This is a genomic window from Xanthobacter sp. BG11Y11_SDJG, assembly GCF_057364445.1.
The window spans coordinates 1-12895 of the sequence record NZ_JBNFNU010000087.1 but is presented as its reverse complement, the minus strand read 5'-3'; the positions used below and the strand labels follow the sequence as shown (position 1 = coordinate 12895).

Genomic DNA, 12895 nt, shown 5'->3' with positions numbered 1-12895 from the left:
CGCGATGCTCCTGGCTTCGGTCGCCGGCGCCGCTTTTGCTCCTGCCGGGCGGGCGGGCGGCCCCGCGCGGCCGACGTCATCATCGACAACGGCGACGTCGTGACCGTGCCGAGCCTCGCCGTTCCCTCTCCATGGACCGTCGGCGGCGAATTGACCGTCGGTGATACCGGCAGCGGCACGCTGAACGTCGTGGACGGCGGCACGGTCAACAGCGGCCTCGTCCGCATCGGCAGCCAGGCCGGCGCGAACGGCACGGTCAATGTCACGGGCGACGGCTCGCTGCTGGACGTGTCCGCATCCACCCTCGGCGTGGGGGGGAGCGGCACAGGCACTCTGACCATCGCGGATGGCGGCATGGCCAAAAGCGACAGCGCCGCCATCGGGCTATCCGCAGGTTCGGTCGGAACCGTGACCGTCACCGGGACGGGCTCATCCTGGGAAATCGGCGACGGCAACTTTTTCATCATCGGCTTCAAAGACACCAGCAAGGGCACGCTGACCATCGAGGACGGCGGCAAGGTCACCAGCGGCTATTCCATTCTCGGCAGCGATGCCGGTGCCGACGGCTCGGTGACTGTGACGGGCGCCGGCTCAAGCTGGCAGGTGGATAGCCTTGTCCTCGTCGGCCTCAACGGCACCGGCGCGCTCACCATTGCCGATGGCGCGGAGGTCTCGGCGCTCGGCCTCGGTTTCGGAACCGACACCACAGGGTCCGGCACCCTGAATCTCAACGGCACCGCGGGCGCGCGCGGCGTGCTTGCGACCGGTGCCCTGTTCGCCGACGCCGACGTGGGCACCGCCCAGGTGAACTTCGACGGCGGCATCCTGCGTGCCGCCAACGAAAACGACAATATGTTCAACGGCTTCTCCGCCAGCGAGATCGACATCAAGGCCGGCGGCGCCTTCATCGACACCAACGGCCACAGCGTCGGCATCACCCAGGCGCTGCAAGGCGTCGGCGGCCTCACCAAGCAAAGCGAGGGCACGCTCACGCTGTCCGCCGCCACCACCTATACCGGCGCGACGGTGATCGAGGCCGGCACGCTCGCCCTGACCGGAGCCGGCGCCATCGCCGCCTCCAGCGCGCTGACGGTGGACGGCACGTTCGACATTTCGGCGAAGGCCGCCGGCGTCTCCATCAAATCCCTGTCCGGCGCCGCGACCGGCGCCATCACGCTCGGCGCCAACACCCTGACGGTGACGCAGAATGCCGAGGGCGACTTCGCCGGCGTGATCTCCGGCACCGGGGGGCTGTCCAAGCTCGGCAGCGAAAAGCTCAGCCTCTCCGGCATCAACACCTATTCCGGCGCGACCACCATCTCCAGCGGAACCCTCGCTTTGGTGGGGGACGGCTCCATCGCCTCGTCGAGCAGCGTCTCGGTGTTCGGCACGCTGGACATCTCCGGCACCACCTCCGGCGCCACCATCCACACGCTCGCGGGCTCGATCTTCGGCGCCATCGAGCTGGGCGGGAAGGACCTGACGGTGGTGCAGGACGCGTACGGCAATTTCGGCGGCGTCATCTCTGGCAGCGGCGGGCTCATCAAGCAGGGCGACGACTGGCTCTCGCTCCAGGGCGTGAACACCTATACCGGCGACACCACCATCGAAGCCGGCAAGCTCTCGCTGATGGCCGACGGCTCCATTGCCGCTTCGCGCTCGGTGACGGTGGACGGCACGTTCGACATTACGGCAACCACCTCCGGCACCACGATCCACACCTTGTCCGGCGCCTCCACCGGCTCCGTTGTCCTGTGGGTGAAGACGCTCACCGTGGTGCAGGACGCGGACGGCACGTTCGCCGGCGTCATCTCCGACAGCAGCGACCTCGGCCGCCTGGTGAAGGAGGGATCGGCGACGCTCACCCTCAACGGCGCGAACACCTTCGGCGGCGGCACCACCATCTCCGCCGGCACGCTCCAGATCGGCGATGGCGGCACCACGGGATCGATCGTCGGCGACATCGAGAACAATGCCGCCTTGGTGTTCAACCGGTCGAATGCCGCGAACTTCGGCGGCGTCATCTCCGGCACCGGCACGCTCCGCAAGACAGGCGCGGGCACGCTCACGCTCACGGGCGTGAACACCTTCGGCGGCGCGACCTCCATCGCGGGCGGCACGCTCGCTCTGTCCGGCGCGGGAGCCATCGCCGCATCCAGCGCCGTGACGGTGGACGGCACGCTCGACATCTCCGCCACCGATGCCGGCGCGGCGATCAAGAGCCTCTCCGGCGCCGCCACCGGCGCGGTGGTGCTCGGCACCCGGTCGCTCACCGTGACGCAGAATGCCGAGGGCACCTTCGCGGGCGTCATCTCCGGCGACGGCGGGCTGGTGAAGCAGGGCGCCGGCACGCTCGTCCTCACCGGCGCGAACACGTTTTCCGGCCTCACCACCATCTCGGCGGGCACGCTCCAGATCGGCGACGGCGGCACCACCGGCGCGCTCGCCGGCGCGATCCAGAACGATGCGGCCCTGATCTTCGACCGGTCCGGCACCTATGCCGTGGCAGGCGCGCTTTCGGGCACGGGCACGACCGCCTTCCGCGGCGGCGGCGCCGCGCTGCTGTCCTCTACCGGCAGCTACAGCGGCACGGTCACGGTGGAGGACGCCAGCATCCTGCTCCAGAATGCTGCGCTGGCCTCCGCCGGCTTCGTCGTGGCGGACGGCGGGCTCATCGCCGGCGGCGGCACCATCGGCGCCCTCACGGTCGGCAGCGGGGGCACCGCGGCGCCCGGATTCTCGCCGGGCACGCTCTTCGTGAACGGCCCGGTGGCGTTCCAGGACGGCGCGACCTACCGCGTCGACGTGACGCCGGACGGGCAGCACGACCTCATCTCCGCCACCGGCGCGGTCACGCTCTCCACCGGCGCGCGGGTGGAGGTGCTGGCGGTCCCCGGCGTGTTCACGCCCGGCACCGCCTACGCCATCATCACCACCACCGACCAGGTAAGCGGGCAGTTCGGCGGCCTCGACGGCGGGGTGAGCGCCAACTATGCCTTCCTCGACCCCAACCTCAGCTATGACGCGCGGAACGTCTATCTGACGCTGACCTATAACGGCACGGCCTTCTCCACCTTCGCGCCCACCGCCAACACGTCCGGCACCGCCCGCGCCGCCCAGGCGCTCGGGCCGGGCAACCCGGTCTATGACGGGCTGCTCCAATTGCCCGCCGGACCGGACGTGGCGCTGGCCTTCGCCGCGCTGTCGGGCGAGGCCTATGCCTCGGCAAATGCCGTGATCCAGCAGCAGTCGGTCTATGTGCGGGACGCGGTGCTGGCCCGCCTCGCGCAATCGGTGACCGCTCCGGCGCCGACGCCGCTCGCTTACGCCAAGGCGCGGCCGAGGCGCGCCTCGCGCCGGATCTCGCGCCGACGCTGTGGATGCAGGGCTATGGCGGCTGGGGCAACATCTTCGCCGACGGCAAAGCCGCCGCGGTCTCCAACACCATCGGCGGCTTCCTCATGGGCGCCGACGTGGCGGTCTCGGACCATGCCCGGGCCGGCCTGTTTGGCGGCTATGGACGCTCGACCTTCGATGTGGACGACCGCGCGTCTTCCGGCACGATCGACAATTATGACCTCGGCCTTTATGCCGGCGCTCGCTTCGGCGCCCTCGCCGCGCGCGGCGCGCTGGCCTATTCCTGGCACGACGTGGCGATCGACCGCTCCGTCGCCTTCCCCGGCTTCGCGCAGGCGCTCCAGGGCGGCGCCACCACCGGCAGCCTCCAGGCCTTTGGCGAACTGGCCTGGCGCCTGACGCTGGGCGCCGCGGACGTGGAGCCCTTCGCCGGCTTGGCCTATCTTGGACTGTCCGGCACGCGCGTCGCGGAGAGCGGGGGAACGGCGCCGCTGCGCGCCGACATCGCCGCCATGGATACGCTCTACACCACCCTCGGCGTGCGGGCCGCGACATCGTTCGCGGTGGCGGGACGGGTGCTGGTGCCCAGCCTCACCGTCGGCTGGCAACACGCCTTCGGCGACACGACGCCCACGGCGACCATGCTGTTCGCCGGTGGCACGCTGCCCTTCCAGGTGGCCGGCGCGCCGATCGCCGAGGATACGCTGATGCTGGGCGCCGGCCTCGGCTATGCCCTCTCCCCGGCGGCGAGCCTGTCGGTGGACTATAGCGGGCAGATCGCCTCCGGCGCGGCGCAGAACGCCGTCACCGGCCGCTTCGCGCTGCGCTTCTGAGGAGGCCCCGCCCGGGCCGACCGGCACGGGCGGGGTTTCAGGTTTCGTGCGGTCGGCCCGCTTGCCGTCAGATGACCGCCTGGCGGACGGGAATGCGCATGGCGGTGGCGAAGGTGGCGAAGGCCTGCCAGGCCCGCCGCTTCAGTTCGGGCGCTTCCGCGGCCTCCATCACGTCGATCAGCATCCCGGCATGGCGCGCGACCGGCAGCGAGCGCAGGAAGTCCGCCGCCTCGCCCATGCTCCGAAGAACGATGACCGAACCGTCGCGCGTCACCTGGAGCGGCGAGAGGTCGTGGTTCTGCATCGGTCTATCCTCCAAGCTGGTGGCTGCCCCGTTCATCGCCTGCCTAGCGGCCGATGGCGTCCCCATTTTGAGGGAGACGTGGCCATTTCGTGGGGCGGGTGCCGGGCGGCCCTGTGCCCGTGGCCGGGCGAGGGGCTGGAGGTCGAGCAGATGAGGACGGATGAGGGGCCGCAGGGCCGGGTTCGCTTTGCGCCGCCATCTTCCCTATCATGCGCGCGGCCGGCGCTGCGCCGGCCTATCCGAGCGAGCGGCCACATGGTGGCCAGGGATTCGTGACGACTTCAGATTGGAAATCTTTTGCAGGTTCTCGTGAGAGACAACAATATCGACCAGGCCCTGAAAGTCCTCAAGAAGCGCATGCAGCGCGAAGGCATCTTCCGCGAGATGAAGGCGCGCCGCGCCTTCGAGAAGCCGTCCGAGCGGCGCGTGCGCGAGCACGACGAGGCCGTGCGCCGTCATCGCAAGGCGGCGCGCAAGAAGGCCCAGTGGGAAGGCCTGATCGCGGCGCCGAAGCGGCGCATGAAGCGGCCCGCGACGGCAGGAGCGGCCGGAGCAGCCGGAGCGACCAGCCGCTGACCTTCCGGCCGGGCGCGGCTCGACGCCCGCCGCGCCGCCGCGTCGATGCCGCCTCGGCGGGCTCAGTAGAAGGGACGCGTGAGCTTCGCGTTGGCCAGTGTCTTGCCGTCCGCGCTCATGGCTTCGACGGCCCACGTATACATGCCGCCCACGCAGGGCGAGCGAAACGCGACCGCCCCTGTCGGAACGGTGCCATTGGCCGGCAGCGGCAAGGCCGCGCCGCCGAGATCGCGGCCGCTGGGGCTCAGGAGCACGAAGCGCAGCTGCGTCGTCCCGGCCGGCACGTTCCCCACCTGGAATTCCGGGCTCTTGGGCATCGGCGAGCACAATTGGGTGCCGAGCCAGGTGAAGTCGAGCGTCATGTCCGCGGCGCGGGCGAGCGAATGGGATCCGCTCGCGCAGAGAACACACACCAGCAGGATCAGGGTCTTCATCGCTCGTCCTCCGGCTTCCGGGGAGAAGCTGCGATCACGCTAGCATAACCCCTGCTGTTCTGGGCGGTTTCTGGAGGAAAAATCGGGTTCGCACCAAACTCATCGCCAAGCCGAAAGATGTGTGGTAATAAAATTGCATGAGCGCAAAATTCAAAGTCGACGGCTGGGTCGAGTTCGTCGCTGGCTTTCGTTCGCCCGCGGGGCGATTTCGGATCATGCGGGAGCTTCCGCCCGATCGCGGCGAGCCGAGCTATCGGATCAAGGGCGAGCGCGAGACTTTCGAGCGCGTGGCGCGTGAATCCGAGCTGCGGCGGCACGAGGCCGAGATCGGCGTTGCCGGCTAGCGTGCGGCCTGCGGGAGCAGCCGCGTGACTGATCCCATGCCTTGCGACATCCCGTGCCTTGTTAATCGAAATCATCTGGCGGGAACGCATTGCGCGGGTTTTGCCGGCGCGGCCAAAGCCGAATGACGCGGGCCGGAAAAAATCGGCCTTGCCGCGAACACAATTGTCTTCTATCTTCACAAAGTCTGATTTTGACGGCTGATTTCTGGCGTATAAATCTCTGGCCCACTTCTGTGGCCTCCAGAGTTCCGCCGACGATAACTCCCTTCAATATCTAACCTACGCTTGACCCGACTTGTCGGGCTGAGCACCCATGCGCGATTGAAAGGAAATCGTCATGAACATCGGTACCGTGAAGTGGTTCAACGCCACCAAGGGCTTCGGCTTCATTCAGCCCGATAACGGCGGAGCCGACGTGTTCGTTCATATCTCCGCAGTCGAGCGGGCCGGCATGGCCGGCCTCGCCGAGGGCCAGAAGCTGCAGTTCGACATTGTCCGCGACAACAAGTCCGGCAAGAGCTCGGCGGGCAACCTCCAGGCTGCGTGACCTGATCTCAAGCCGTCGACCACGGATGTACTGGCGGCGGCGTCAGATTGGAACGAAGACGACGAAAGGCTCCGCCTCGCAAGGGTGGAGCTTTTTGTTTTTGATCACGGCAATCGTTGCCGCTGGAAAGTAGATCTGGAAATTCGGCGTTAGCGACAATTGCACATTCGTGGTAGGATAACTTATGACACCGACCACCGTACACCAGTCCAACCTCTCGACCGCCGATCGCCGGCGCCAGCTTGAGGAATCCACCTCTCGGGCCATGGACCGCTACCGCGACGAGTTCGAGGCCCAGCGCGCAAAGACCTCCCGGCTGCGTGCCGAACGCGAGGCGCGCGAGGCGTCCGCCGCCGCTGAATTGCCGCCGGCCGCCGCGCCCAAGCCGAAGCGCCGCCGCGCCTCCTGAAGCCGGCACCGCACGTCCCCGTGCGAACCCGCCCCGCTCAATCGGGATCGTGATCCGGTTCTTTCGCGGCTGACGCCCGAGAGAATCAACCCGGCATCGCCGCCGGTGCGGCAAGGCGGCTCTGCGCGGGTCGGGCCGCACGGGCGGCCGTTTCCTGAGCGGTGCGCGGGTGCCAGGCCTTCGCTTCGATCGGACCGAAGCCTTCTCTCACAGGCCACGGGAACAAAGCGCGGGCTTGGGCGTCTTAACGACGCAACACGCCGCGGCCGCGGGGAGAACCATGCGCTTCACCATGCATTCGAAGCTCGCCTACGACGTGAAGGCGCCCACCGTCTTCATCCTCAACCTGGAGGCGGCCGCCCTGCCGCGCCAGCGCATCGTCGCGGAAAAGCTCACGCTGGAGCCGGCCAACCCCATCGACCGGTTCTCGGACGACGAAGGCGGCAGCCGGTTCTTCCGCGTGCGCGCCGAGCCCGGGCCGTTCAAGGTCGCCTATGAAGCCGAGGTCGAGGTGAACATGCTCGACAAGGCGCCGGAGGACATCCGGGAAGTTCCCGTGAGCGACCTGCCGCTCGACATTCTGCCCTATCTCCTGCCCAGCCGGTTCTGCCAGTCCGATCTGCTGGGGCGGTTCGCGCGGCGCGAATTCGGCGAGCTGGAGCCGGGCCACTCGCGCGTCACCGCCATCTGCAACTGGATCTACGAAAACGTCGACTATGTGCGCGGGTCCAGCGATGCGCAGACCTCGGCCTACGACACCATGGTGCTGCGCGCCGGGGTGTGCCGCGACTTCGCCCATCTCGGCATCGCCTTCTGCCGCGCGCTCAACATCCCGGCCCGCTTCGCCTCGGGCTATGCGTGGAAGCTGGAGCCGCCCGATTTCCATGCCGTCTTCGAGGCCTATCTCGACGGCGACTGGTATCTGTTCGACCCCACCCGGCAGGCGGCACTGCAGGGTCTGGTGCGGATCGGCGTCGGTCGCGACGCCTCGGACGCGGCCTTCGCCACCAGCTATGGCGAGGCCGAGTTCAAGGGCATGTCGGTGGGCATCGAGGCCGCCCATCCGGTCGCCGACGACGCGCCGACCACGCGGGCGGTTGGGGTGGGATAGGCCCCGGCCTGAGGATCAACGGCTATAGGGTGCTGCACAGCCGCATCCAGCGGCGGTGCTCGCGCGGGACGCGCCCCGCCTCGCAGTCGCGGCGCGCGTCGCCGTCGAGCGCCATCATGCACGACTTGCCCTCGCGCAGATGCTGGCACCAGCCGCGGTCGTTCGCATCGTTGAATGACATGAAGCAGGATTTGCCCTCGACATAGGCTTGGCAGAAGCCGCGGTCCGGGCCGTCGAACGTCATGAAGCAGGATTTCTTCTTGGCGCAGATTTCGGGCAGCGGCTGGGCCTGGGCCGACAAGCCCCCGAGCGCGGCGAGGACCACGAGCAATCCGAGAACACGTTTCATGTAACCCCCCAGGTCATGAGCGCATGATCAGGGTGTCCGCGCCGAAGGGAGCGGACACGTCATTGCGGCATCGGCGGTTGGAGACGGGCGACGCGCGTCACGCCTGGTGGCGGATCTTCCCGTTCATCATGGTCAGCTCGACCTTCGCCTTGTGGATGTCGCGCGGGTCGCCTTCGAGGATGTTGCGGTCGAGCACGATCAGGTCGGCGAGCTTGCCCACCTCCAGCGATCCGATCCTGTCGTCCATGCGGATCTGGTAGGCGGCGCCGAGCGTGTTGGCATGGATCGCCTCGGCGACCGTCAGCCGCTCGTCGGCCGGCGCCAGCACGGCGGCGTCGGGCTTGCCGATGAGCTGGCGGGTGACGCCCACCTCGATGGAATCGAGCGGCTTGTAGGTGGAGAAATAGCCCGCGGCCGGCCAGTCGGTGCCGAACGAGACGCGCCCGCCCTGCCGCAGGATGGTCTTCGTCCGGTACATCCGGCTGGCCCGCGGCTCGCCCAGGCGCGCCGCCATGTTGATCATCGTGTCGGGGTCGGCCGACGACCAGTTGGCGGAGAACTGGGCCGTCACGTTCAGCTTGGCGAAGCGCGGATTGTCCACGTCCTCCACATAGACGAGATGGGCGATGGCGTTGCGCCGGTCGCGCCGGGGGTTGGTCGCGATCGCCTTCTCGATCGCGTCGAGCGCCACCCGCGCGGTGCGCTCGCCGCAGGCGTGAACGTGCACGTCGAACCCTGCCGCATCCACCGCGCCGATGAGCTGGTGCCACTGCTGCTCGGTGAAGGGCGAGGCGCCGGTCGAGCTGGGCATGTCGGCATAGGGTTCGATCAGCCAGGCGGTGTAGCCGCCCTGTGAACCGTCGCCGACGATCTTGACGATGTCCACATGCACCAGTTCGCTCGCCACCCGGCTGCGGACGTCCTTGAGCTTCTCGACCGCGTCGTCGATCGGCAGGCTCTTCACCGAATAGGAGGCCGACACCCGGAACGGCAGGACGTCGCGCTTCTCCGCATCCACATAGAGATTGATGACGGCGCCCTGGTCCGACCCGATGGGCGGCACGCCGGCGTCGAAGATCGAGGTGATTCCGGCGGCGGCGGCCTTGGGCAGCCAGCCCTCCAGCAGCTTGCCGAGGTGAGCGGCGGTGATCGGCTCGACCGCGTTGACGAGGGCGAGAACGGCATTCACCTCCAGCACGTAGCCGGTGGGTTCGCCCTTCTCGTCGCGCGCGTAGTAGCTGAAGCGCGGGATCGGATCCGGCGTATCGCGGTTCACGCCGGCGATCTCAAGGGCCTTGGAATTCACCCACAAACTGTGGCCGTCGATGGCGAAGAAGAAGGCCGGCCGGTCGGGCAGGATGCGGTCGAGGTCGGCGCGGGTCGGCCCCTCCGGCGGGAACATGTCGACGCGCCAGCCGAAGCCGCGAATCGGTCCTGTGGGATTGGCCTTCGCATACTGCTCGATGGCGGCGAGCGCGTCCTTCAGGGTCGGCAGCTGGAGATCGATGCCGGAGGTGAGGAACGCGCCGAGCAAAGGATGGGTATGCCCTTCGACGAAGCCCGGCATGAGCAGGCGGCCCTTGAGGTCGATCACCTGCGTCTTCGGCCCGGCGAGCGCCATGGCGCCGGCCTCATCGCCCACATGGACGATGGTCTTGCCGCGCACCGCCACGGCCTTGGCCCAGGGCTGGGCGCCGGAGACGGTGTAGACGGAGCCGTTGCGGAATACGAAGTCAGCCGGTCCGCCGGCGGCCGCGCTCGATCGCGCATCCTGCGCCCGAACCTCGGTCGCGCGGAAGACGGGAGGAACCGCGGCGGCGGCGGTCATGGCCATGCCGGCACCGAGCACCGACCGGCGGCTCAGGCCGGTGGCGCGGCCGAATGCCTCGAAATGGGGTGCCCACTCACACGCAACGCACATGTGCCCTACCCTCCCGGTAGCGATTGCGGTGGGTGGCCGGACGACGCCCGCCGATGACCCGCAAATCATCTAATTACCACTAGGGTAGCCGAATTCGGCGAATGAGGCATGACTTCGTTGCTCAAGCCCAGCGAGCTGCAGCGGCGCAGACCGGGCGGACGCTTAACAATCGCGATGACGTCAGCGGCCCTGGACAGCCTCGCCCGCGATTCGGGCAGCCGCAAACGTCCAAGCGGCCGGATGCGCGCCATCGGCGCGCCGCTTCGCACTAAGATGTCGGGAGCTGGATTAGAAATTTGGTGGAGCCAGGCGGAATCGAACCGCCGACCTCTTGAATGCCATTCAAGCGCTCTCCCAACTGAGCTATGGCCCCACCGGGCCTCGGGCTGCGCGCCGCGCCGTATCGGAAACGAGCGTTTCCTTCAGGCGAGATCGCGCCGGGATGTCCCGAGGCGGGGTTGCCGGGGCGTTGCGGCCCCGAGCGAGAGCGGCCTTTAAGCACAGGCCGCATCCGGTATCAAGCCTCTTCGTCGTCCTCGAGGCCCTCGCCGATCAGATCGGAGACGTCGTCCCCATCATCTTCGTCTTCTTCGAGGAAGGTGTCGTCGTCACCGGCCTCGATGTCTTCGTCCACGTCGTCCCCGGTGGCCGCAGCCGCGCCGGCGGACGCCTCTTCGTCGGCCTCCTCCAGGCTGATGACCTCGGCCTCGGCCTCCTCGCTCTCGGGCTCCTCCGCGACCGCGCGCGGCTCGGCCCGGCCGCGGACGGCGGGCTCGAAATAGGAGCGCGGATAGGATTCCCCCGTGAACGGCGACACGACGGGATCCTTGTTCAGGTCGTAAAACTTGCGCCCCGTAATCGGACAGGTGCGCTTGGTGCCGAGTTCAGGCTTCGCCACGGCAAAGTTCCTCGGTAAGGCTGTAAAAACGAGGGTGCTCCATTGGCGCCTGCCACAAGGTCTGTCAAGGCCAATCGCAGCACATGGCCCCGCGCCCGCAGCCGCCGCAGCCCGGAGAGCGCCGCGTGACGACGCTCTCGCCCCTGTGTTAGACGAGCCGCCAATGCTGCCATGATGCCATCAGGTCCGCCCCTGCGCGGCCGCGGACCCCACGGGAGGCCATCCATGTCCACCGCTTCGCCCGCACCCGCCGCCCATGGCGCGGAGGGCGCCCCGGTTCCCGCGACCGCGCTGGCGTCCGGCCCGCTGAAGGGCCGGGTGCGGGTGCCCGGCGACAAGTCGGTTTCGCACCGCGCGCTCATCTTCGGCCTGTTCGCGGACGGCGTGACCGAGATCACCGGCCTGCTGGAAGGCGAGGACGTGCTGAACACCGCCAAGGCCTGCGCGGCCCTCGGCGCCGAGGTGGAGCGGCTCGGCGATGCCCATTGGCGCGTGACCGGCGTCGGCCGCGCGGCCTGTCGGAACCGGACGTGGTGCTGGACTTCGGCAATTCCGGCACCGGCGTGCGCCTGATGATGGGCGCGGTGGGGGGCCAGCCCGTCACCGCCACCTTCGATGGCGATGCGAGCCTGCGGCGCCGGCCCATGCGGCGGGTGCTCGATCCGCTGCGCCAGATGGGCGTCGCGGTGGTGGCGGAAGCCGAGGGCGGGCGGCTGCCGCTCACGCTCAAGGGCAGCGTCGCGCCCACCGCTTTGACCTACGAGACCCCGGTGCCGTCGGCGCAGGTGAAGTCGGCGGTGCTGCTTGCCGGCATCGGCGCGCCGGGCAACACCGTGGTGATCGAGCGCGAGGCGACCCGCGACCACACCGAGCGCATGCTGGCGCATTTCGGTGCCCATGTGAGCGTCGAGCCGCACGCCCGCACGGCCGGCGCGTGATGCTGGAAGGCGGGGCGAAGCTGACGGGCGCGCCGGTGGCCGTGCCGGCCGACCCCTCCTCCGCAGCCTTCCCGCTGGTGGCGGCGCTGCTGGTGCCCGGCTCCGAGGTAATTCTCACCGATGTGATGATGAACCCGTTCCGGACCGGCCTCATCACGACGCTGAAGGAGATGGGCGCCGACATCGAGACCCTTGCCGAGCGCTCGGAGGGCGGCGAGAGCGTCGCCGATCTCCGGGTGCGGCATTCCCGGCTCAAGGGTGTCGAAGTCCCGGCCCACCGGGCACCGTCCATGATTGACGAATATCCCGTGCTCGCGGTCGCCGCCGCCTTCGCCGAGGGCGAGACCGTGATGCGTGGCCTCGCCGAACTGCGCGTCAAGGAAAGCGACCGCCTCGCCGCCGTGGCGGACGGGCTCGCCGCCTGCGGCATCCCCCACAGGGTCGAGGGCGACGACCTGGTCGTCACCGGCGCCGCGGCCGTGCGCGGCGGCGGGCCGTTGAAGACCCACATGGACCACCGCATCGCCATGGCCTTCCTGGTGCTGGGCCTGGCCGCCAAGGAAGGCGTGAGCGTCGACGACGTGTCGTTCATCGCCACGTCCTTCCCGAGCTTCCTGCCCATGATGCGCGGGCTCGGCGCGGAGATCCTCGCGTGATCGTCGCCATCGACGGGCCCGCCGCCTCCGGCAAGGGCACGCTCGCGAGGCGCATCGCCGCGCATTACGACCTGCCTCATCTCGATACCGGCCTGCTCTACCGCGCGGTGGCCGCGCGCTGCCTGGCCCTCGGCGGGCTCGACGACGTGGGCGCCTCGGAGGCGGCGGCGCGCACCCTCGACCTTGCGGCCATCGATGGTGAGGCGCTGCGCTCGGCC

At 68.9% G+C, this 12895-nt stretch carries 12 protein-coding genes, 1 tRNA gene and 2 pseudogenes; 9 read left to right on the top strand and 6 right to left on the bottom strand.

The window, feature by feature from the left end; translation table 11 throughout:
* Window positions 1-99: 99 nt before the first annotated feature.
* Window positions 100-2409: pseudogene (locus AC2W7M_RS09985) on the top strand (autotransporter-associated beta strand repeat-containing protein); the annotation flags it as partial.
* A gap of 752 nt (window positions 2410-3161) precedes the next feature.
* Window positions 3162-4190: an autotransporter outer membrane beta-barrel domain-containing protein gene (locus AC2W7M_RS09980; RefSeq protein ID WP_486132064.1), complete on the top strand. Its 1029-nt coding sequence runs from the start codon at window positions 3162-3164 to the stop codon at window positions 4188-4190.
* Window positions 4191-4257: 67 nt separating this feature from the next.
* Here AC2W7M_RS09980 and AC2W7M_RS09975 read toward each other — a convergent pair whose 3' ends face one another.
* Window positions 4258-4494, bottom strand: coding sequence for a hypothetical protein (locus AC2W7M_RS09975; RefSeq protein ID WP_486132060.1), 237 nt, complete (start codon window positions 4492-4494; stop codon window positions 4258-4260).
* A gap of 297 nt (window positions 4495-4791) precedes the next feature.
* Here AC2W7M_RS09975 and rpsU point away from each other — a divergent pair, with 297 nt between their 5' ends.
* The gene (gene rpsU / locus AC2W7M_RS09970) at window positions 4792-5070 is read left to right on the top strand and encodes a 30S ribosomal protein S21 (RefSeq protein WP_486132058.1); all 279 of its coding nucleotides are present in this window, start codon (window positions 4792-4794) and stop codon (window positions 5068-5070) included.
* Between the two features lie 62 nt (window positions 5071-5132).
* On the opposite strand, the gene AC2W7M_RS09965 is transcribed toward rpsU, so the two are convergent.
* Window positions 5133-5504, bottom strand: a complete 372-nt coding sequence (locus AC2W7M_RS09965; RefSeq protein ID WP_486132056.1) for a hypothetical protein — start codon at window positions 5502-5504, stop codon at window positions 5133-5135.
* Between the two features lie 137 nt (window positions 5505-5641).
* Between AC2W7M_RS09965 and AC2W7M_RS09960 the strand changes: the two genes are divergently transcribed.
* The 4 genes from AC2W7M_RS09960 (at window position 5642) to AC2W7M_RS09945 (ending at window position 7915) form a co-directional block, all read left to right on the top strand.
* Window positions 5642-5848, top strand: a complete 207-nt coding sequence (locus AC2W7M_RS09960) for a hypothetical protein (protein WP_486132054.1) — start codon at window positions 5642-5644, stop codon at window positions 5846-5848.
* Window positions 5849-6185: 337 nt separating this feature from the next.
* Window positions 6186-6395 (top strand): cold-shock protein, encoded by a 210-nt coding sequence (locus tag AC2W7M_RS09955; protein WP_486132052.1) that lies wholly within the window; start codon window positions 6186-6188, stop codon window positions 6393-6395.
* A gap of 184 nt (window positions 6396-6579) precedes the next feature.
* On the top strand, window positions 6580-6804 hold the full coding sequence (locus AC2W7M_RS09950; RefSeq protein ID WP_486132050.1) for a hypothetical protein: 225 nt from the start codon (window positions 6580-6582) through the stop codon (window positions 6802-6804).
* A 280-nt stretch (window positions 6805-7084) separates the two neighbouring features.
* Window positions 7085-7915, top strand: coding sequence for a transglutaminase-like domain-containing protein (locus AC2W7M_RS09945; protein ID WP_486132048.1), 831 nt, complete (start codon window positions 7085-7087; stop codon window positions 7913-7915).
* Between the two features lie 22 nt (window positions 7916-7937).
* Here the strand turns inward: AC2W7M_RS09945 and AC2W7M_RS09940 are convergent, their stop codons facing one another.
* From AC2W7M_RS09940 to AC2W7M_RS09925, 4 genes are all read right to left on the bottom strand, one after another.
* Window positions 7938-8240, bottom strand: a complete 303-nt coding sequence (locus AC2W7M_RS09940) for a hypothetical protein (protein WP_486132062.1) — start codon at window positions 8238-8240, stop codon at window positions 7938-7940.
* A 121-nt stretch (window positions 8241-8361) separates the two neighbouring features.
* Window positions 8362-10185, bottom strand: a complete 1824-nt coding sequence (locus AC2W7M_RS09935) for an amidohydrolase (RefSeq protein ID WP_486132046.1) — start codon at window positions 10183-10185, stop codon at window positions 8362-8364.
* 297 nt (window positions 10186-10482) lie between these two features.
* Window positions 10483-10558 (bottom strand) — tRNA-Ala (locus AC2W7M_RS09930).
* 144 nt (window positions 10559-10702) lie between these two features.
* On the bottom strand, window positions 10703-11083 hold the full coding sequence (locus AC2W7M_RS09925) for a TIGR02300 family protein (RefSeq protein WP_486132045.1): 381 nt from the start codon (window positions 11081-11083) through the stop codon (window positions 10703-10705).
* A gap of 225 nt (window positions 11084-11308) precedes the next feature.
* Between AC2W7M_RS09925 and aroA the strand changes: the two are divergent.
* Window positions 11309-12677, top strand: a pseudogene (gene aroA, locus AC2W7M_RS09920) (3-phosphoshikimate 1-carboxyvinyltransferase).
* Window positions 12674-12895, top strand: a 222-nt coding sequence (locus AC2W7M_RS09915) for a (d)CMP kinase (RefSeq protein WP_486132043.1), incomplete at its 3' end; no start/stop codon positions are given. The pseudogene aroA and the gene AC2W7M_RS09915, both read left to right, overlap by 4 nt.